14 protein-coding genes and 1 pseudogene are annotated in these 20,717 nt (G+C 42.1%); 13 read left to right on the forward strand and 2 right to left on the reverse strand.

Annotation, left to right across the window (positions count from 1 at the left end):
* Positions 1–36: 36 nt before the first annotated feature.
* Positions 37–1,461 (reverse strand): L-serine ammonia-lyase, encoded by a 1,425-nt coding sequence (locus tag HUU10_14125; protein NUQ82744.1) that lies wholly within the window; start codon positions 1,459–1,461, stop codon positions 37–39.
* Positions 1,462–2,085: 624 nt separating this feature from the next.
* Here HUU10_14125 and HUU10_14130 point away from each other — a divergent pair.
* Together HUU10_14130 and HUU10_14135 are read left to right on the forward strand one after the other, a co-directional pair.
* On the forward strand, positions 2,086–9,597 hold the full coding sequence (locus HUU10_14130) for an RHS repeat-associated core domain-containing protein (protein NUQ82745.1): 7,512 nt from the start codon (positions 2,086–2,088) through the stop codon (positions 9,595–9,597).
* Positions 9,594–10,283, forward strand: a complete 690-nt coding sequence (locus tag HUU10_14135; protein NUQ82746.1) for a hypothetical protein — start codon at positions 9,594–9,596, stop codon at positions 10,281–10,283. The genes HUU10_14130 and HUU10_14135 overlap by 4 nt, the downstream gene beginning before the upstream one ends.
* A gap of 462 nt (positions 10,284–10,745) precedes the next feature.
* On the opposite strand, the gene HUU10_14140 is transcribed toward HUU10_14135, so the two are convergent.
* Positions 10,746–11,237, reverse strand: a complete 492-nt coding sequence (locus tag HUU10_14140) for an IS5 family transposase (protein ID NUQ82747.1) — start codon at positions 11,235–11,237, stop codon at positions 10,746–10,748.
* 515 nt (positions 11,238–11,752) lie between these two features.
* On the opposite strand from HUU10_14140, the gene HUU10_14145 reads away from it, so the two are divergent.
* The 11 genes and pseudogenes from HUU10_14145 (at position 11,753) to HUU10_14195 (ending at position 20,647) form a co-directional block, all read left to right on the forward strand.
* Complete coding sequence (locus HUU10_14145) at positions 11,753–12,379, forward strand: hypothetical protein (protein NUQ82748.1); 627 nt, start codon at positions 11,753–11,755, stop codon at positions 12,377–12,379.
* Positions 12,380–12,568: 189 nt separating this feature from the next.
* Positions 12,569–12,826: a hypothetical protein gene (locus HUU10_14150; GenBank protein NUQ82749.1), complete on the forward strand. Its 258-nt coding sequence runs from the start codon at positions 12,569–12,571 to the stop codon at positions 12,824–12,826.
* A gap of 156 nt (positions 12,827–12,982) precedes the next feature.
* Positions 12,983–13,342 (forward strand): hypothetical protein, encoded by a 360-nt coding sequence (locus tag HUU10_14155; GenBank protein NUQ82750.1) that lies wholly within the window; start codon positions 12,983–12,985, stop codon positions 13,340–13,342.
* Positions 13,258–14,577 (forward strand): hypothetical protein, encoded by a 1,320-nt coding sequence (locus HUU10_14160; protein NUQ82751.1) that lies wholly within the window; start codon positions 13,258–13,260, stop codon positions 14,575–14,577. Before HUU10_14155 ends, HUU10_14160 begins: the two co-directional genes overlap by 85 nt.
* Positions 14,578–15,052: 475 nt before the next feature.
* On the forward strand, positions 15,053–15,853 hold the full coding sequence (locus HUU10_14165; GenBank protein NUQ82752.1) for a hypothetical protein: 801 nt from the start codon (positions 15,053–15,055) through the stop codon (positions 15,851–15,853).
* Position 15,854: 1 nt separating this feature from the next.
* Positions 15,855–16,706, forward strand: coding sequence for a hypothetical protein (locus HUU10_14170; GenBank protein NUQ82753.1), 852 nt, complete (start codon positions 15,855–15,857; stop codon positions 16,704–16,706).
* A gap of 294 nt (positions 16,707–17,000) precedes the next feature.
* Positions 17,001–17,552, forward strand: a complete 552-nt coding sequence (locus HUU10_14175) for a hypothetical protein (GenBank protein ID NUQ82754.1) — start codon at positions 17,001–17,003, stop codon at positions 17,550–17,552.
* A 486-nt stretch (positions 17,553–18,038) separates the two neighbouring features.
* On the forward strand, positions 18,039–18,254 hold the full coding sequence (locus tag HUU10_14180) for a hypothetical protein (GenBank protein ID NUQ82755.1): 216 nt from the start codon (positions 18,039–18,041) through the stop codon (positions 18,252–18,254).
* Positions 18,255–18,407: 153 nt separating this feature from the next.
* Complete coding sequence (locus HUU10_14185) at positions 18,408–19,373, forward strand: hypothetical protein (protein NUQ82756.1); 966 nt, start codon at positions 18,408–18,410, stop codon at positions 19,371–19,373.
* A gap of 30 nt (positions 19,374–19,403) precedes the next feature.
* A complete protein-coding gene (locus HUU10_14190) occupies positions 19,404–19,763 on the forward strand; it encodes a hypothetical protein (GenBank protein NUQ82757.1) in 360 nt (119 codons plus the stop codon).
* 104 nt (positions 19,764–19,867) lie between these two features.
* Positions 19,868–20,647 (forward strand): annotated as a pseudogene (locus HUU10_14195) (hypothetical protein).
* Positions 20,648–20,717 lie beyond the last annotated feature (70 nt).

The raw sequence follows: 20,717 nt of genomic DNA on the forward strand, positions 1-20,717 counted from the left end.
GGCGTAATTCCAACTGGCAAAGGCGCCACCGGAATCTCAGCATTCGGGAACCGATACAGGCACGTGGGCAGCCAACCCGCCTTCTGAGGTTTCCTTGTAGCGGGAACTCATGTCACGCGCGGTTTCCCACATGGACCGGATGACCGCATCGAGCGACACTTTCGCTTCGGACGGATCCGATTCCAGCGCCAGTGTGGAGGCGGTGATCGCCTTGATCGCCCCCATGGTGTTCCGTTCGATACAGGGAATCTGAACCAGTCCGCCGATGGGATCGCAGGTCAGACCCAGATGATGTTCCATGGCAATTTCCGCAGCCTGAATCACCTGATCGGCCGAACCGCCCCGGCAGTCGGTCAGCGCGGCAGCTGCCATGGCCGATGACACACCGATTTCTGCCTGGCAGCCCCCCATGGCGGCCGAGATGGTGGCGTTCTTTTTAAACAGGGTGCCGATTTCGCCGGCCGTGAGAATAAACCGGATGACGGTTTCCTGATCGACACCATCCAGGAAACACCAGGCATACATGAGAACAGCCGGAATCACGCCGGCGGCTCCGTTGGTTGGTGCAGTGACCACCCGGCCGAAGGAGGCATTTTCTTCATTAACCGCCAACGCAAAGCAGGTGATCCATTTATTAATGGTGGCAAAGTCACGGGGCTGATCGCGCAGCCGTTCCATCCATTCTGTCTTGTTCCGGTAGGGATGTCCTTCCAGCAGGCGCTGGTTGATTTCGCTGGCGCGGCGTTTCACATTCAATCCGCCGGGCAGAAGTCCGGATGCATGACAGCCACGGTACAGGCAATCGGTCATTTCCTTCCAGAGCAGACGGGCCTGGTTATCGATGCCTGACCGGCTGCGCCACGCCTGTTCATTGATAATCGTCAGATCAGAGACCCGCAGTCCAAGTCGTTGACAGGTGTCGGCCAGCTCTTTCCCTGTGTGACAGGGGTGAGGAGTTCTTATCCGGGAGGAAGGACTGCCGTTCCGCTCCGAAGCCGTTACCACAAATCCGCCTCCCACCGAGTAATACGTTTCAGAAATGGTGTGCCCATCCCGGGTGGTGGCTGTGAACTGAAGGGTGTTTGCATGTCCGCCGGCCGGTGGATCGGCATGAAACAGCAGGTCGTGGCTGTAACGGAATGGAACGGGATACAGACCGGCCAGAAGCAGTGTATCGCTGGCCTTTTGCTGATCGAACCGGTCCATTAGTGTCGAGGTATCGACCGTGGTGAAATCCAGACCCGTCAGACCCATGAGCACGGCCAGATCGGTTCCGTGCCCGCGGCCGGTTTTGGCCAGCGAGCCGAACAGATGAATCCGAAGCGTTTCAACCCGGGGAAGATTTCCCCCATCCCGTAACAACCCGATGAAACGGTTAGCTGCCAGCCAGGGCCCCATGGTATGGGAGGAGGAAGGCCCTATTCCCACCTTGATCATGTCGAATGCGCTGATGGATTCCATGGGGGTAAAAATACACGGAGGAAAGGACCTTCACCAAGGCCGGAACGGGTAAACAGTTGATGATACCTTGTGACAACCGTGGCCATTATAAACAGGAATTTAAGTAACATCCAGAGGCAGAATCGCACAGGGGAAGACGATTCCTGCAGAAAGAACGAAAAAGTCCATGAGTAAAGGCAGGTAAGCCGTGAACCTTCCGGACCATAAAAACCCATGAATGAATGGTATTGCCCTGATATAGTAAGGTGAATGGGTCCGATTCGGCAGACAATTAAGGTGACGACACTTTTCCCCGATGTCAGTAACCTACGGTGGGTAACAGGGATGAGGATAATAAATATTTTAAGACCCGATTGACTTATTATGAAATAGTCTTTATCATTGTTCCAGCAGCGACTTTTGATCCCGAGTCCAAGGTAGCTGACGCTTAATTCAGATCCCGAGTCTGAGGCAGGCAAATTCCCGAGGTACCGCCCCTGAGCGAGGGCAACACGCAGCATCCGGGTCCCGATAACCGGGGCCCGGGTGATTTCATCGCCACGTGAGTTTGACCGACTGCATGGTCGCTGACCCCACCTCCTGATCCGGATTACAAGCCAACCATCCAACTTTTCAGGGGGCGCCATGTTTCGTCAGTGGTTTTCCATTATCTGGTTCTTCATTCTGGTAACTACCACCACGCTTCAGGCTCAGGTAGGAGCACCGGGCAGTTTTGAGAAGTATGAGTTTCAGCCGGAGGCGTGGAGTCTTCCGGAATTCACAGCGGGCGATGTGGATGTTCATGGAAACTATAACACAAAAATTGATTTATTATCCATTTCATCACCATCCGGTATTTCCGTTCCTGTCAGTTTTTCCTATTCCAGCGATATACGGTATGCAGATCCCGCTGGCTGGATTGGTCTGGGGTGGCGTTGGAATCCAGGTAGTGTAAACAGGCAGGTAGTGGGTTCATTGCCAATCCTGAGTAAGGAATTGGCAGGAGAAATCAAAACCATTTATGAGGAAATGCTGGCAATGGGGTCAAATGGACCTGACCTGGCCTCCAATATTGTGAGTTATTTCAAGGAGACGGGCCAAAAACGATCCTGGGATGGACTGAAGGATATATATACCGTGTCACTACCCAACGGAGCCTCCGTCAAATTCTCACTGAACACATCGGGCCCCGGAGGAACAGTTTCAGGTGGGGAAAACTATCATCTTTTCCAATCACATGGTGATAAATCTTATGAAATAAGGGGGTATTTTTCATCTGCTGGCATAAAAGGAAGAGTAAAACAATGTCCGCCATTTTTTGTGAATGGAATCACCTGCTTTCCAGATAATCAAAGCTTCGATTATTATGCGTTTGTAATCAGGGATGCCAGCGGGACTCAATACATTTTCTCAGAAACCACCAAGGAAATTTACCGTGGAAAAAATGGTTTGAAGAGCGAGTACTTTAATTCCTGGAGGATAACAGCTGTTGTCTCACCAATGAATATCAATTGGATTGATCCTATCAATCAGATAAGTCTGAGTCCCGAAACAATTCTGTACGAATACATCAATTGCGAGAATAGTCTCACAACGATAAAGGAAGGACACAACTGCAATAACTTCGATGGACTGGAGGATTATAAAAACTCCAAATATCTGGTCGGCATACAATCCATAAACGAAAGGATTGAGGTGAATCTGACAGAAGATACTGATGAGGATATCACGAAGTACATGACTAGTATACTCCGTCAGGATATCAATACCACTGAGGAAGATCTTGAATTCGACTATGAAATCACAACACGTAAACGCATACAAGCGATCTCTAAATTTATCAATCTTAACAATCAAAGAGGAGATACACTAAACCATGTGATACTTAGAGTCGAGAATAGCAACGGAAAAACTTTCCTGATAAGTATGAGGGATGAAGTAAAGAACCTGAATTATGGCTTTGATTATTTTGAGTATTATCCTACAGATGACGGATTCAGGTTTAACCTCAGAAAACATCTCTTTTTCAATTCAGCGAGATATTACCACACCATTGATGGACAAGCAGGTCGCTATAATTGGCGAAATTGCAGTTGGGATATCAATGGCTATTATAAAAAATCCGATCACTGCTATGCAGGCAACCTGTATCCGGTCAAAGGTCAGCTTACTTCAATATTGTACCCTACCGGTAAAAAGGAAAAAATAGACTATGAGACGAAGGAAATATTCATCGATTCGCTGTTTAGCATTCGATCAAGGATTCTGGACACCTATTTCTTTACAAATCCAGTATTCAACAAGGGAATTTTAAGGGTTCATCTTGCAAGGGAGTTTGGCAGAGAAGCAAATATACAATACCCACAAAAGGATTATGAGGCCATGACACAGATGGTGAACATGGGTCTCCTCTCTCAGGTTCAGATGAACACCATCATTAGTAACTATAAAGCAGCTCATTCGGTAGTGTCCTATTTTGGGAAGTCGGTTGTTAAGTCGATAACCATTCAGAATGCAAATGAACAGAAGAGTGTAAAGACATCCTATGAGTTTACGGATGGTTGGTTTGGCGGAATTCCAAACGAACTCAATTTCCAACGTTTTCAGTCATGTTCCTTTATCAATGAAAATGGAGATCTTGCCACGCTTCCTATTGAGCCATATAAGATGCAGCGGGCTGCAAAAATGATGGGAACCGATAATCAGGTGTGGTTTAAGAAGGTCATTTCAAGAACAAACAAGATAAATCCGGTTGAAACGATCCGTACATACAACCAGTTTGCTCCGCAGCAGCATTATCTGGTTGTCGGTCCGGATGGCCAAAGCCGGGCGAGTTTTGTTCTGTTTTCAACGAATATGGAGGATTTGTATTTCGATGAAAAAGTGCAAACCATCACAAGAACGGCCGATGCAAATGAAATTGAGACAACCAATTACCGGGATATAAGCCAGATCAATACCATTTACTCGTTTCCAAATACCTTGTCTGATGATTGGTCCTCATTTGGAAAGGTTTATGGCGAGTTTCCAAAACCGCACAAGACGATCACTTATGAAAAAAGGGGGGGACTAACGGTTCTGAAGTCTTATGATTGTACACTCTATGATGGCAGAGACATTCCGATTGCACAGGCGCAATGGGTCGGAATGAATGAAGCCAAGGATTCATCAGAATTCAAATTCAGTTATACGGTAATGGGTCGCCATCTGTACAGTCAATACAATGTCTCCAATCAATTGTCTGTAGCGTTTCAATCCCTTGCCGGAATTTATAAAACAAGGGGCGGTTTGAGTGATCAGTTTGAATTTCCATGGAACCAGATTTCCGGATTGTTTCCAAACCAATATGCCGGATATGATGGGACTGCAATGGTCACAATACCCAAACACATCGTCATTACATCAAATCAGGTGACTACATCAGGTAGTTTTGCCTTTGGATTTTATCCGACAGCCATTTATAAAGGCAAATCTGAGAGTGGACTGCTTTTTTCATGCACGATTTCTGAAAACAATCCGTCACCAAATTGGAAAAATACACTGAAATACAAGGATTACAATTCATTTGGAAGGCCTGTTGCAGTTGAGACTGATTTTTTACTCGAACAAACCTTCTATGGGTCAGAAGCTGATCCGTTTTCTGAAAATCCTGGCCTCAGTAACTGGTATAAAGCAACCGGGAAGATTATTTCCAATCTGGATGGAACCATTAAAAGCCGGATCAGTGCACGGTACAACAGCAAAAACCTGTTAAGCATGGCAAGTAATGATTACCAATCCTTTTCCTTTTCTTATGATCGAAGCGGAAGGTTAAATGAAATCAGGCGAGGAACAGATCTGATTGCAAAAAATGAATATAATCTGGTCAATTCGACCATTTCCGGAATACAAAACACAGATCAAAAATTTAATTTTATCAAAAATTACAAATTCTTCTACTCATCTCCTGATTCCTTCATCTGTAATACAATATTTCACGATGGACTGATGCTGGTACAGAAAGCAACCGGATCAAACTCGCGTCAGATGGTTACCATTCCACTGTATGATGAGGATTGGAGAGTTGTTGGAGAAACGGTCCCGCTGGAAAACGCTGGTGGACCCGGCTTTTCATATGATTTTACTAAGGGAGTGAGTCAGTTAACGCTGAAAAACCTTTCACAACCAGTCGAAAAAGGAGTGATGAAGGCAAACAGACTTTCACCCTTTCCGGTTGAATCTGTGATTGAAGGTCTTGCCCCTGATTATGATGATATGTCGAGCTTCACAGTGGGTTTTCTACCATACACATACCTGCATGAGAGTCAAAATAAATCTTCTGTCCGTACCCGAAAACCCGGTGCTGATTTTATGGGGGGAAATGCCTGGGCCATACAATCAAAATACCAGAGAAACAATACATTGTATTCCATTGCTGCGGATGAAGACCGGCAGGTGGTAAAACTTTCAACAACCCAACCAGGTGGAAGGATTTGGAGTGAACGGATCCTCTCTCTCCATCTGGATGGAGTGCCACTATATCCGATAAACCAGATAAACGGAAAAATAGATGATCCTGATTTATATCCGGATACATCTGAATGGGTTGAATTGAATAGCAGTACCCTTTACTACGACATCAAACCTGGATATGGACTGTTTTTAGCCAACCTGGCTGACCTGTCATTGCAATTTCCCGGAAAAAATCTCAGCGTTCGGATACGGGACTTTTTCACAAAGGAAATAATGGCGAGTCATCCTCTGACTGGGGTATCAGACAGTCTGGTGTTGCCTCTTATTCCCGGAAGGTACTATGTTGACATGTATGCCGATTTTGATCAATTGATTCAGGTTGGAAACAATGGAATCCAGGCATTTGCTTTCCGTTATGAAGATTTAAAAACCATCCAAAAGGTGAGTTACCAATATAACCGATATGGCCATGTATCGATTGTTACCCACCCCGATGGAAAACAAACAAAATATGTAACCAATTTTTGGGGAAATGTGGTTAAGAAGGAAAGTCCGTACCATAACGCCAAACTGAAAAACGGGTCCTTTCCCGAATCTGATGTAAACAATAATCCGGATTTTGAGTATCAGTATGATGAGTGGGGAAGAGTAAGATTTATCATCGATCCAAACATGTCAGCCGCCGGTAAAATGCTGTATACCAAATATGATTTTCTGGATCGGCCGGTAGAAGTCGGTGAAATGACAGCTGGTTCAAACTTCTCATCTGCCAATGCAAATAACAAAGAATTTCCGGTAACCACGGTTTCCAATCTGAAATTAAGCGGGATAAGTAGCCCGGCTACAGATAGTCCGTCCGCCTGGGTGGGTGTTCCGGCTACCCCAAATGGAGTCAAACCTTTTCAGAAAATGTACTACGACTTAAACTCCACCCTGCATGGCAAGCCAGCAGCCTATGGACTAGGGCGGTTGGGGTATGTCGTGGAGTATGTGCCGGTCTCAGGCTCGAAATACAAAACCATTCGTCGCTACTACAATTACTCACCCGAAGGGTATTGCACAGAGGTGAATACCATTATTGGGACAGATCAGCAACAGGAAACATACGGGCAGCATGACCTGATGGGAAAATTCCGGTTTTACCAGCTGAAAATGAACAGCTCCATTCTGATGACGCGTTGGATCGATTACTACCCGTTGGGGCATGTAAAGCATCTGTGGCAGTCAACAAACGGGATAAAGCCATCAGTCCCCACCCTTCGGTATGAATACGATGTCATGGGTGGATTGCTGAAGGAAATAGCACAGGGAACAGAACTTACCGTAACCCTCCGGGATATCAGGGGGTGGGTACATAAGATTGAAGCAGGGTCTCATTTCAGTGAAGAGTTATACTACCATAAGCTTCCTGAAGACTTTCAGCCAGGCAGCACCGGATCGGAATCCTTCCCGTTACACTTCAGTGGCAATATCTCGTTTATGAAAACTTACCAGAGCACCTTTCAATCTGCCAATCCGGTAACAATCACCGGGTTTGAGTATGATAAAATCGGACGCTTACTATCCTCGCGTACTTTGAATACAGCAGGTGAGGAAATCGGTCTTTTTAATATGGATTTACGGTATGATATCATGGGGAATATACTCAGTCAGTCAAAAAACACTCAGAATATGGAAACAGGGCATCCTTTTCAAGTAGATGATATGGTTTACCAATATGCGGATGGCCGTCTGATGAATGTTCTGGACCGGATTGATACGGATCAGACAGATGACTACGAGACGGTGCGAAATTCGATTATTGGGTCAGGTGAAGCCATGTTTGTTACAACCAAACCAGTTACGGAAACCTTCGATGAGTTTGGGGTAAAAACCGGAGACAGACCTGTTTCAGAAACCTGGGATGCAGTTGGTTTTTACGGTGGGGCAGATCCTGCATCCTCTGTCAGTACCATATCTGAAAGCGGTGATATTGTGCTGAAACTACGTCCAACGACGGAATACACTAACTCGAGTATCCGCTCAACCCTTCAGCCGGTAACTCCCAAAAGACAGTATCTCCTTTCTGGAAAATACAAGGGAAAGCCGTATTTTAACGGAGAGGTAAATGTGAATCCGAAGGTTTATGCGGGTATTGAGTGGCTCCGCGCAAATGGGTCACGAATATCAGTCAAATGGGTGGTAAGCGCTCAATACGCATCTTCATGGAAATATTTCTCGGGTGCTTTGGCTGCACCAGACGAGGCGACTCATGCCAGACTACTCCTGGTGAACATGACATCTCCGAACACCGAGGTCTACTTCAACAATATCAGTTTCAGTGAAGATGGTCTTGCATTTGCTTATGATGGCAACGGAAACACCATCAAAGACCTGAATCGTGATATTGCCTCCATTCAGTATAACTTCCTGAACCTTCCCGAAGTCATTACCCGGGTTGATCAAAGTTCTGTACGTTATGCCTATTCCTGGTCCGGTCAACGGCTTTTCAAAATAATTGGTACGGATACCACCGTTTATATACGTACGGCGACAGGTGAAATTGCTGGCGAGTTTTTGAACACGACCAGCAATACTTCCTATATAACCATTCTTGGGGCAGATAATTCAGCGGCCGGGCAGTTCAGAAAAGAAAGTGGAAACTGGAAGTCCTTCTTTTTTGTGAAAGATCATTTGGGCAATAACCGGTTAACCCTCCGGGTAGAAGGCTCTTCACAAACAGTGGTGAGTGCAACCGACTACTATCCCTTCGGTTCGGTAGCCCGGGAAATGAACGCATCATCCGTTGAGAATGCCAAGTTCCGTTACCAGGGAAAGGAACGCGACCTAGAGACAGGGTATGATTATTTTGAAGCAAGGACCTATGATAGTCAACTTGGTCGGTTTTTGCAGGTGGACCCGTTGTGGGAAAAGTACAGATTCATGAGCACCAATGGATTTGTTGGAAACAATCCAATTATATTAATTGATCCAGATGGAATGGAAATATATTATTCTCAAGATGGTACAAAACTTGGGCAGGTTGGAGATAATACAGATATACGTGTAATTAATTCTACAACCTCAAAGAAGGATGCATTGAAGTTGATTGAAGAAGCAAATGCAAAGACAAATGGCTCTGAGACCGCTTCAAATGAATTGACCGTTGAGAGTGTAGCCTATTCTGAATATTTTAAAACGGTTTCGGATGTTACAAATGGTGCAGCACTTGAAACATACAAGAACAACAACAATGATTGCAATGAAGCGGCCATTCAACAGTTGGCTAACGAGGGAGTCACACAAGGTGGACCTGCAACAGCCATAAATGCTGTAGTTGATAATTCGTTGACTATAAACACGAAGGCGGGAAATAACAGTGATCTTACAGCTGATCCAATTGGTGCTTCTATTTTAATACAAACTCAACTAAATAAGGGAAATCCGGTAATGGTAGGTGTAAAAGAAACAAAAAATGATGGGACCGTTCCGAATCCGGGTAATACAAATGCTCTAACTGGACATTTTGTGGTCATCAGATCAAGTAATGTTTCGAATGGAATAGTTCAATTTAACTATTTAGACAATGCAAGTAGTTCGTCTGGAAAAAGTGCAAAAAACAATTTTACATTAAATACAAGTAATGGTGAAATCTATGATAACTCCGTTCATGCAAGACCGAACTACTCGAACTATTTAGTAACGGAAGTTAGGAGGAACAATTGAAAGTTCTTATTCTATTGATAGTGTTATATCCCCTGTTTTTTGAGACTTTTGATTTAAAAAACAATGAGGTGAGGTATCGGTATTATTTAAACACCAAACTTATGCAATGTATAGATTCAACACTTCTTTGTAATTGTGTCAATGGTATTGGAGAAGCAACATATATAATTGTTGTAGATAGCAGTGAATCGCAAAATGATTATATTGTTTGGCCACATAATGGTTTAAGAGATCCGAGTACTTACAGGATAAGGAGTGATAGTTTACTTCCGAATGAATCCAAGGTCTTAACATTTAATAATTTGGTTTTAGCATCGATGATTTATCATAATGATTTGTTGGAAATATCAATAGGCAAAAATAAGTACCATTTTATTATGGTGAAAGAAACTGTAAGCTTATATACAAAAGAAATTTATAGAATATTGTTTGGGTTGTTTAATGAAAACGTGAAGAAGCATGGTGCGGATTTAATAGCAATGACAGGAACAGATTCACTTGCCATTTCCTGCAATTATTGGTTTAATGACAAGGATATGTTACACAAAATTGGTACATCTGTATCTTGGGTATATCAACTGGAAAATGACAGTCTTGTATTCTATAAAATCATGGGTGATGATCGGGATGCGTCAGATTCCTTGCTACTTAAAAAGGACTTTGGCATTAAATGGAAATGTGATTAATTATAGTATCGGCAACCTAAAATTACCTATTTTATTGCTAACTGGTTTCTGATTTATTGAGTATCTGTGGGAAAAGTTATCTTGTTCTTTGAAAATTAGAAAATTAGATTGGGTTTCCCGGCTTGTTTTGGAAATCCCGTGTCCGGTTTTGCAGCAACGGGAAGTCCTTTTCAATCACAAGACCAACGCAGGTGTTTGGCTGGTTAGAAACAGACCACGCCACCTATTGTAAACCAGATTCCTCGGTGAGAAGGCCGTTGTTTCTCTGGCCAACCACCGGTATCGGAGCCTGCCCAATTTCAGCTTTGTTCGTATGTTTCAAAAGTCCTGCTCGACTCCGCACTGGATTTTTGCTAGCCGGCTATAGCAAGTCGTCTCTTCCTCTGTCAGTAGGGGGCCCTTGTAACCCGTCTTTGTGTTCATGATATCTCTGTTTTTCCCAAGACTACAATCAAAGGGTTTTTAAAGGTACCCACCTTCTGCGTAAACGGTTTGTCCTTTGTCAGCCTCAGCAATCAATTCTTCAATAACCTGGCTGTCATGAACACTGGCTGGTGTGGTCTGGAAATCAATGATCAATTTGCTCTTCCGGTCAACTTTGATATGATTCTTATACCCGAAATAGCTTTTCCCGTGCTTTTTGGTCCAATCTGCATCGGTATCCTGCTGACGTTCACTGTTGGGGTTGACTGGTTCCTCACTGTTACCATCCGGTTTCTTTGTCCGGGGACGGGGAGCTTCAACAATACTGGCATTGATAATTCGACCAGTGTTCAGTATCAACTGGTGATCGGCTAACCGACGGTAAAACTCATCAAACAGTTTATTAAGTACTCCTTGTTGAGTTAATTGATCCCGAAATAACCAAATGGTCTTCGCATCCGGTACATCATCTTCAAGGTTTATTCCGAGAAACCGGCCGAAGCTCATCCGATCGAGTATCTGAAATTCCATTTGATCATCACTGAGATTATATAGCGTCTAAAGAATCAGAATCTTAAACATCATCACACGGTCAAAGGGAGGGCGACCACCTTTCTTCGGGTCTGTAACGGGGAAGTAATTTTCTATGATAGGGCGGAATGACTCCCAAGAGATTCTGGCGTTTAAATCAATCAAGACATCCTTCTTTTGCTGAACCTTCTCCGAACGTTTTTCCCCATCAAAGAAGCTCAGGATTTTCCGCTTTTTCCAAAAAATGGGAAGTCCTATTTTGCTGTTCAATTACTGTCAGGTTTTTAAAGGTGCCAGAGAGTAGTTAAAATGGATCCATTGATGGTCATAACAGCAATTGTTGGGACGCCAATGGGGGAGAATCATCAATAATACGATCCCGATTGGCAGATTCATGCATTCATACCAGTGCCAGCGGACATGGACAAGTGAGGTCGTTCAGGATTTGTTTGTAAGGTTGAATATGATCATTTTGGTTGCTGGAATCGTCATTCGAACCTTTGAATCATTGTGACATGAAATATCTGGCACACTTCTTATTAATAACGCTTATTCCACTAGAAATTGGAGTTGCCTTTGATTTATGGTCAATTGGTTCTGTTCTGCATAAAAGGGTCATCGTTTTGGATAGCCCTGTTTTTGCCATTTTGGATGAAGAAAAAGTAGCCATCACTATCATTGATTCTATTTCGTGCGATTTTAATAATGATACCAGGAAGGACAGAATTTTAGTCATCGATGTGCAATGGGAAGAGAGGACAAATCAAAGTGAGAAATTTAAAAGGACGCTGGTTGTTTTAGAAAGCCTCAATGACGATAGTTTGGTTATAAAGACCTTGTACTGCAACCTGGTGTCGTCTGTATATCCTACCATGAATTCATTCCAGGATTTGGTTGGAAAAGGCGAAAATGAAATAGTATTGATTCACTCTAAAGGAATGAAATATAACTTTAAGTATAAAATGTTCCTAAAAGTTAATGATGAGGGAAAGCTTTTTCTGTTGGGAACAGAAACCATTTGTTCACAATATGAGAATGAGAATAAAATATCACAATTTATTAGTGAGATTCCCGCAGAGAATGTATCGCTAGATGACACACTAATGTACTCTTCAATATGTGATTCCATTTGGAACAAGTGAGCATCATTAATGATTTACAAACCCATTCGGGTCCTTCTCTTTCTGTTTATTGGAACTATTGTTGTGTCCCTCCTTTTTCTTGCATGCAATGATGCGTCAGGAAGGCAGGACCATGCATTTGAATCCCAGACCAAAGAAACGAATCAATCTCATCATCTGCCGGATTCTCTGGATCCTGCTTGTTTGAACATGAGATATATTATCGCCGAATTCGGAAATCAGAGAGATACAGAATCCGTTATCCTGGATACCACCTGGATCACCGATCGCTCACGATTGGATTCCCTGTTTTCATTTATCAGGAAGTATTCGACAGAAGAACCGGAACCTGCGGGTGATTCACTGTGGGTCCGGAAATTTGAAGTGGAAGGATTCAGCTTCAGTTTTACGTATTCAATCATCAATAACCGTTTTTGTCCTGCTGAGTTACTGGAGTATTTTTTCTGAACAGGAACCCTCTCCGGTCTGAATAAGTACGGCTACTCCTGGTCGGGTGCACGGCTCTGGAAAAAGACCCCGGCATCCACTACCTTTTACCTTCGCGCATCGGATGGAAGCATTCTCGGTGAGTACGCAGGGGCGGTTTCCACGCTGAAGTACCTCATGCTGCCAGGTGCGGGTGGTACCACGGAAGGTCAGTGGGAGATGAATGGAACGACTTTCATGGCCGAGTATTTTTACATCACCGATCATTTGGGGAACAACCGTGTATCGGTGAAAAACGAAGGAGGCACCCCGCTCGTAACCGGCAAGACCGACTATTACCCGTACGGTTCCGTTTCCCGCGAGTGGACAACCTCAACCGAGAATTTGCGAAAGTTTAAATACCAGCAGAAAGTTGAGGTAATCCGAAATCCGGCTTTAGACGGAAACGTGACCTGGAAACAGGCTACGACTACTTTGAGGCTCGGACCTATGACAGCCAGATTGGGCGCTTTTTACAGGTGGATCCGATGGCAGTGAAGTTCAATTCTATGTCTCCATTTTCTGCAATGGGCAATAGTCCTGTTTATTTAATTGATCCGGATGGTGAGGAGATAATTATCCACTATGAAGAAGATGACGTAGATGAAAATGGCAAAGTAAGGAAAGACGCTAATGGTAACAACATCAAGGTTAATAAATCCTATACGTATCAGGCTGGTCAGAAATATTCTGGTGGAAACTCATTTGTTGCTGGTGTTGTTGGTCAGTTAAATACAATATTGGCGAAAGGTGATGATTTTACGAAACAGGTAATTAATGAATTATCCAGTACTGGTGAAAGTTCACAGGTTTATGATATTTTTTCAGTAAATGGTGGAGAAGAGTCGTTTAGTACAACCTCAAATAATTTAGAAAATGAACGTAATGGTATACCTACTGGTTCAACTATGTTTTACAATCCTGAAACAGGCGGAGTAGATAAATTGGGTCATGAGCTTTCACATGCTTACGATAACCAAAAAGGAACCACCAATTTTGATAATCCTAATTTAGGAATAATGTATAATAAAAAGCCATTGTTAATGGATGAAATAAATGCGGTTGGTTTTGAAAATGGTGTACGTGTTAAAAATGGTATGCAACCAAGATCAGAATATGGCGGCGTCTCGATTCCAGATAAGTATTTAAAATCAAGAAGACCAGGACCCGGTAAACAGAAGTTACCACCTTTTCGAAATAATATTATGAATGCAAAATTTATTATCACACTTCTACTTTGTTGTTTTTGCACACAAGGTTGTTTTTCCCAAGTGATTACAAGTGATAAAGACAGTGTGTTTTATTGGAATAATTTCATGTCAAAATATGTTACTAAAACAATCAAATTTAATTCAAATAATATGATTTTGGTGCTTAGCACCAATGATTATTTTTATGAATTATTTATTGAGTCTGGAACAATAATATCACGGGAAGAATTCAGAAATATTTGGGTTCGTGATACGGTAGAAGTTAGCCAACGCACTTTTAATAAAATCAAAGATTTATCTTATGATCCGAACAAAATGAGTTCAGTGATTTTTCAGAAAAGTGCTTTAGAGATAGAAAAAGCATTTTTTAAGGAGAATATTATGGATGACGAAAAAATTAAGTTAGTTGATAGTCTTAATCATCTGGAGTTCGGGCGGTCGATTATCTACAAACTACTTCAAAACGGCTATTTAATTAAACATTCTGAATATTACGGACTACCTTATATCGAGAGAAATTAGCTTGATTTTAACTGGCTGGTTTTGACCCATCTCCCCGTCTCGTCGTGGTTTGTTAGATTTATTGATCTGGTCTGAGAATTCTTCTCAGACCTCAAATTCTTAAAGCATGTTCTGTTCTTGAGAAATGTCTAACAAACATTCGTTCCTCCGATGGCTGTATCTTAGGGGAGAACAATAATTCTTTAAGTTCTTTGAAATACCTCTCCTTGTCTAGTACAATCGGAACAGAAGGTCAGTAGGAGATGAATGGAACAACTTTCATGGCCGAGTATTATTACATCACTGATCATTTGGGGAACAACCGTGTATCGGTGAAAAACAACGGAGGCACTCCGCTCGTAACCGGGAAAACAGACTACTACCCTTACGGTTCCGTTTCCCGCGAGTGGACAACCTCAACCGAAAATCTGCGAAAGGTTAAATACCAGCAGAAAGTTGAGGTAATCCAAAATCCGGCTTTAGACGGAAACGTGACATCGAAACAGGCTACGACTACTTTGAAGCAAGAACCTATGATAGTCAACTTGGTCGGTTTTTGCAGGTGGACCCGTTGTGGGAAAAGTATTTTGAAATGAATCCCTTTGTTGGTATGAATAATAATCCCAATCTGATAATTGATCCAACAGGTACGGATTGGTTTTATTATAAAAAAGAAGGAGAAGAAGAAGCTGATTGGCACTTCCACAAGGATGAAAAAAAGGCTATGGAAAATAAAGTGGGTGTAGATGCAGATGGAAATGATATTAAGGCAATTATCTCCGGATACTCAGTTGTTGTATTAATAAATGGTTTTACATCAGAAAAACTTACTCCCAATGGATCAATAACAGGAGATGGAGCAAGGCCAGCGGAAATAACTGTTCTACAGGAAGATGGCGAGAAGTCAAATTTTGATGGCTATACTATGTCTTCGAATATGGAAAAATACGGTGTTATAGAAGATGGTGATTATATAGGTAAACCTCAGAATCATAGCACATATGGTCCTTCATTTGTTTTAAATGGAGGAGCAGGTATAAAAGATTATTGGGGCTACAATCCATATAAGCCAAAGCAAAATGGCTTTTTATTTGGTGTTTATATACATAAATCAAATTCGAACACACCATTTGAAAACTATGGTGGTGAATTGAATGAAGGAAAATCTGCCATTTCAAAAGGATGTATTTTAATTGCAGGTCGGCAATGGGCCTCCTTTTACAATTCAGTAACAAAAAACAGAGATCAAAATTCGCTTAGTACTTTGGAAATGTTGATATCAATCAGGAGGAATTAATATGCTTAGACACTTCATACTGGTTTTTTTATTTCTGTTTTTTGATGGAACTGTCCTAACAAAAGACAATGCGTTACTTATAATAATAAAAGATTGGACTGGAGTGAAATATCATATTATAAACAAAAACACCATTGAAACGGTGGATGTTAAAGAGGGTCAGTATTTGTCGAAACTAAAGGATATGATGGTTTTAATAGACAACCAGACAGTGATTTATTTTCAGTCAAATGATACGTTATTTTTGGAGAACAATTTTGATAATACACAATTTTCTCCTCAAATTATTTATGCAAATATTTCAAATGATACGATATATCGTGTTTTCAGAAATAACAATGGAATTTGTGTTGTTAATAATGATGAGAGTGGGGGTTGGATTTCTGCTATGAATGTGAACAGAAAGATAGTAAATACATATATAGGTTCAGGATATTTGATTTTTAATTGGAATAATGCAATAAATAAAACAGAGTACATTGAATATTTGTCAGCGATAAACCTTGAGGAAAAGACAGAACATGTAATTGATTCAATAAAAATTACGAACAAGACAAATTTTGGATTTTCTGTTAATGAACACTTTTCTGTTTCTGTATTTAATAATATATTAGATTATATCCATAGAGCTGAAAATAAAAGTCAGTGGTGCAGTTATGATTTAACAAATTTGAAATTAGAGAATGTTGCTTTGAAGCCAAGATTTATTACTGGAATATTTAGAAGTGGTGATCATTTTCTTTATTCTTCGGCAGAAAGAGGCTTCTATGGTAATCAAGTGTATGATGCCATATCTGATAGCCTAGTAATATCCAGTAAGAATAATTTAGGCTATATAATAGACGTACTATAACACTCGGAAAACAACCTTGTATAGCTGCGTTACGGCCAAAAATATTACAGTAGTAGACGACTGTTTTTACAAAATTATTTAAGTTGTCTTAATTATTAATTAATGCATTTGGGTTGAGATAGGTACGAGAGATAAGATCAAGCCCAGATTTCATATGGTAATAGCAAGAGTTCAGCTTAACAGATCACTGATATAAAATCCGTTTTCCAAGAAAAATTCAACGTTTTTCTTCGCTTCTGATCCTATTGATCCTCGTGTTTTTTTAAGAGAGCAAAAATGGAGAGAATGAAAATAATGCACAAGCCTCTGTTCTTCCTTACCTTATTTCTAGTATTCAGTTCATGTGAGAATAGGAATAGGATAGTAGATGAAAAGTTGGATGCAAAATTTTATGGATTTTCATTATACACAGGGGAAGGATCTGTAGAATTGTTTTATTTTGTGATGGTAAGGGATAGTGTAAGAATCGCCAATTACCAATACTACACAAGTTACTTTGACTTCAAGAATATCTATAATGATAAGTATACGGATTCTATTTATTCTGACCTGTTGGAGGATGTGAATTTTGGCGACACACTGGTAGTCCCGATAAGGAATGTTAAAAAGACGCGCAAGTTGATTGATCTTAGTGCTGACAGTTCGAAGATAGACTTTCTGCAGAGTAGGAGAACAAGTGGAAACACCAGGTATTCCAATTCCTTGGTGGACTATCAGTCCGATAAAATCAAAATAGTGGGACATATATCAGAAAATGTTTTTCATGGTTCGCTAACCATTAAGGACACATCAAATGATTCAGTCATTATGGTATACCCGGTAATTATTGAGCCCCTTCCAGAGTAAAGACTTAAAACTTATATTAAAATTGCAAGTGGATTATTAATTAATTCAGGAGGCTTGCTTTATTCAATGTAACGGTTTTGTAATGCGATTGGCTGGGATTTGATCAACCAGATGTTGGTTTTAAGATTATTCTGCAATACAGATTGGGATAGGATCGGATAAGGTAAATTTGGAAACTAATCTCATCTGGCAATCAAAGCAAATCCATTAAACAAATCACTGGAACACGAACTGATTTTTAAAGAGCCAATTGTGATTTCCTTGTTTTTATCGCTCATCGTCTGGTGGTTATTGGGTTTTTACAATGGCCCTCAAACTATTATTCAGATCCGGAGTGAACCAGTTAACTGTGGAAAGATTCATTCCCGTTATATTACTTTTGCCAGGAGTTACGAATCCGGACCGTTATTTGTATCCGATACGGGATTTACTACACTAAGATGTGTCATTGGGAGGAGGGAGGGCCGGCTATTTTTCAGTGTGGATGTGTTTGTCAGAGACCTGGAAGAGGAAGTTGTCGTCGCCTTTGACCGATATTTTGATCTCAATGAAATCATCGATGAAAATTTCCTGGAGGTGTATGAATTTGATTCCGTCCGATGGGAGAAGAACCTGTTGATCATTACCTTATCAGGCCGGGTGATTACTATCGACTTTCAATCGGAGTTGGAGGCCACAGCGGTTGTTGCTTCCTCACCATGAAACACGATAGGGGTGTGGAATTGAAGATGGGCTTAAAGAATGCAGGTAGCACCTATTTGTCTGGCCGTTAAGTGGAAACCAACTGGAAGGTAATTGTGACCCGACAGGTAAATATTTAACAACAAACCGAATGGTTTCTGAAATAGTCGAAAAATGAACCTTCCCTCCATCCTGCTTTTTGTTCTGACCGGTATTTTTCTGAACGGTGAAAATCGAAGAGAAAAGATCATCTGGTTAAACGATCGCATACAGCTGTCTTTCATACAGGACGGCGATCTGATTGATTCCCTGAAAACGTTTTCATTCATCAAGGTTCGTTACGATGATCAGGTTGTTTATGCCGATTCCACGAACAGGGAATATTTTTTTGATGGCCCGGCGTGGCCTGGGGTTATACCGGTAACCAACTCGAGGGATCTTGCGATCATTCCTGTTTTCGATGCCCCGGACATGAATAATTTACTCGTTCTGACAATCTCTGTCGGAAAATTGGAACAGGAGATGCTGATTCCCATGCAATCCGGTTTGCCTGCAGATTGTGATGGTGATGGGAAGATGGAATTCTCTGGAATCATGACTGTGGCAGAGGGGTATGGAACCGGAGATTCCTGCTATTACAATCCGACGCTGTATTATGAAATCACTGAAACCGGACTCGAATTAGATTCGGTTCTGACCATTTCAGGTAACAAGAAGAAATGGGGACGCTTTAACGGATTTCACGGAACAGATGACATCTTCCCCTGTGAGAGGAATCTTTTCACTGGAAATTTCCTGGTCACAAGGGTCTTTGAAAGTCCTGTCCATGCTCTCGATTCAGCACTGTTCCAGAATTTGGAGACAGGGAATGTGATAGTAACTTTCACAGATAGCACCCTGCAACTGCTTGACCTGCATTTCCGGATCAGACGATTGGATGAAGAAAAGATTCCTGATGTTGATCATTATGTTTATGTCAACCGATTGAATCCATTACTGGTTCCGGAACTGAAGCTCATGAAATCAGTACAGTGGATTGAATCGGATTTAGAAGGGTTCACGCTATGGATCGGGGATAACATGGGCTTTCTGTCATTCAGAGGCTGTTACCTGAAATTAAAAAGGAGGGTGCCCTGGTGAGGTGGAAGTTGGTTCTGCAAAATTCATGGAATGCTTTTCAGTACAAAAACCCCCTCTTGTCTGACTAAGTCAAGCTACTTCTGGTCGGGTGCACGGCCATGGAAAAAGACCCCGGCATCCACTACCTTTTACTTTCGTACATCGCATGGAAGCATTCTCGGTGAGTACGCAGGGGCGGTTTCCTCGCTGAAGTACCTCATGCTGCCCGGTGCGGGTGGTACCACGGAAGGACAGTGGGAGATGAATGGAACGACTTTCATGGCCGAGTATTTTTACATCACCGATCATTTGGGAAACAACCGTGTATCGGTGAAAAACAACGGAGGCACCCCGCTCGTAACCGGAAAAACAGACTACTACCCCTACGGTTCCGTTTCCCGCGAGTGTTAAGCTTGCGAAATCCGGCACCAGACGGAGACAACCTCAACCGAGAATTTGCGAAAGTTTAAATACCAGCAGAAAGTTGAGGTAATCCGAAATCCGGCTTTAGACGGAAACGTGATCAGGAAACAGGCTACGACTACTTCGAAGCCCGGACGTATGACCCTCAAACCGCCCGGTTTCTGCAGGTGGATCCGATGTATGAAATACCCAAGCAGTTAAGCCATTCTGCATTTACGGCCTTTGCCAATAATCCGATTTCCATTGTAGACCCCACGGGGATGGTCTGGCAGGATACTACCCAGCGGAACACACTCATACAGGCAGTGAACGACAGAAAATCGAAAATCCTAAAGAATACAGCTGAGATTCTTTCCAGAGACAATTCAAACGCCTCAGAAAAAGAAAAGGAAAGTGACCAGGCGCAATTGAAGGAAAACGAACAAATGGTAAAACTACTAAATCAATCACTTCAGGATATTCAAGATATTGATCAGGCTGAAGAAGTATTTACGCTTACAAATGAAGTGTCGGCAAGTGGATCAGCTACGGTAACCTTAGAGGAAGGCGTTGTTCAGATTGGGGGAAATGGAGTTGACACCCAATTACACGAAATCCGGCATATCGGGCAAAGTTTCGCCGCAGGTGGAATGAAATGGGCCTCAGAAAATGGTGTTCAGACGCTTCAGAATGCGGGATACCCGGATTATAAGCAATCTGTTTTAAATGAAATGGAAGCCTACAAAACAGGTTTTGCTTATAGCAGGGCGTATCCGGTTTTTGGTGTGGTCAAACTAAACGGAATTAATGAAATGAATTTATTTTTCATCAAAGATCAGAATGGAAATCCTGTTTATTCCAATCTGAAAACATTAGAGGGAAAGAAGAAATGAGATCGTTTTTATTTCTATTAATGATCCTTCTGTTTTGCGCCTGCAGCCTCCCGATCGGGAAAAAAGCTGC

It is taken from the genome of Bacteroidota bacterium (assembly GCA_013360915.1).
Lineage (GTDB): Bacteria > Bacteroidota > JABWAT01 > JABWAT01 > JABWAT01 > JABWAT01.

Coding starts and splice junctions, on each gene's coding strand:
- HUU10_14125 (NUQ82744.1), bottom strand. CDS start 1,461: ATGGAATCCATCAGCGCATTCGACATGATCAAGGTGGGAATAGGGCCT.
- HUU10_14130 (NUQ82745.1), top strand. CDS start 2,086: ATGTTTCGTCAGTGGTTTTCCATTATCTGGTTCTTCATTCTGGTAACT.
- HUU10_14140 (NUQ82747.1), bottom strand. CDS start 11,237: ATGGAATTTCAGATACTCGATCGGATGAGCTTCGGCCGGTTTCTCGGA.
- HUU10_14145 (NUQ82748.1), top strand. CDS start 11,753: ATGAAATATCTGGCACACTTCTTATTAATAACGCTTATTCCACTAGAA.
- HUU10_14150 (NUQ82749.1), top strand. CDS start 12,569: ATGAGATATATTATCGCCGAATTCGGAAATCAGAGAGATACAGAATCC.
- HUU10_14155 (NUQ82750.1), top strand. CDS start 12,983: ATGCTGCCAGGTGCGGGTGGTACCACGGAAGGTCAGTGGGAGATGAAT.
- HUU10_14170 (NUQ82753.1), top strand. CDS start 15,855: ATGCTTAGACACTTCATACTGGTTTTTTTATTTCTGTTTTTTGATGGA.
- HUU10_14175 (NUQ82754.1), top strand. CDS start 17,001: ATGCACAAGCCTCTGTTCTTCCTTACCTTATTTCTAGTATTCAGTTCA.
- HUU10_14185 (NUQ82756.1), top strand. CDS start 18,408: ATGAACCTTCCCTCCATCCTGCTTTTTGTTCTGACCGGTATTTTTCTG.
- HUU10_14190 (NUQ82757.1), top strand. CDS start 19,404: ATGCTTTTCAGTACAAAAACCCCCTCTTGTCTGACTAAGTCAAGCTAC.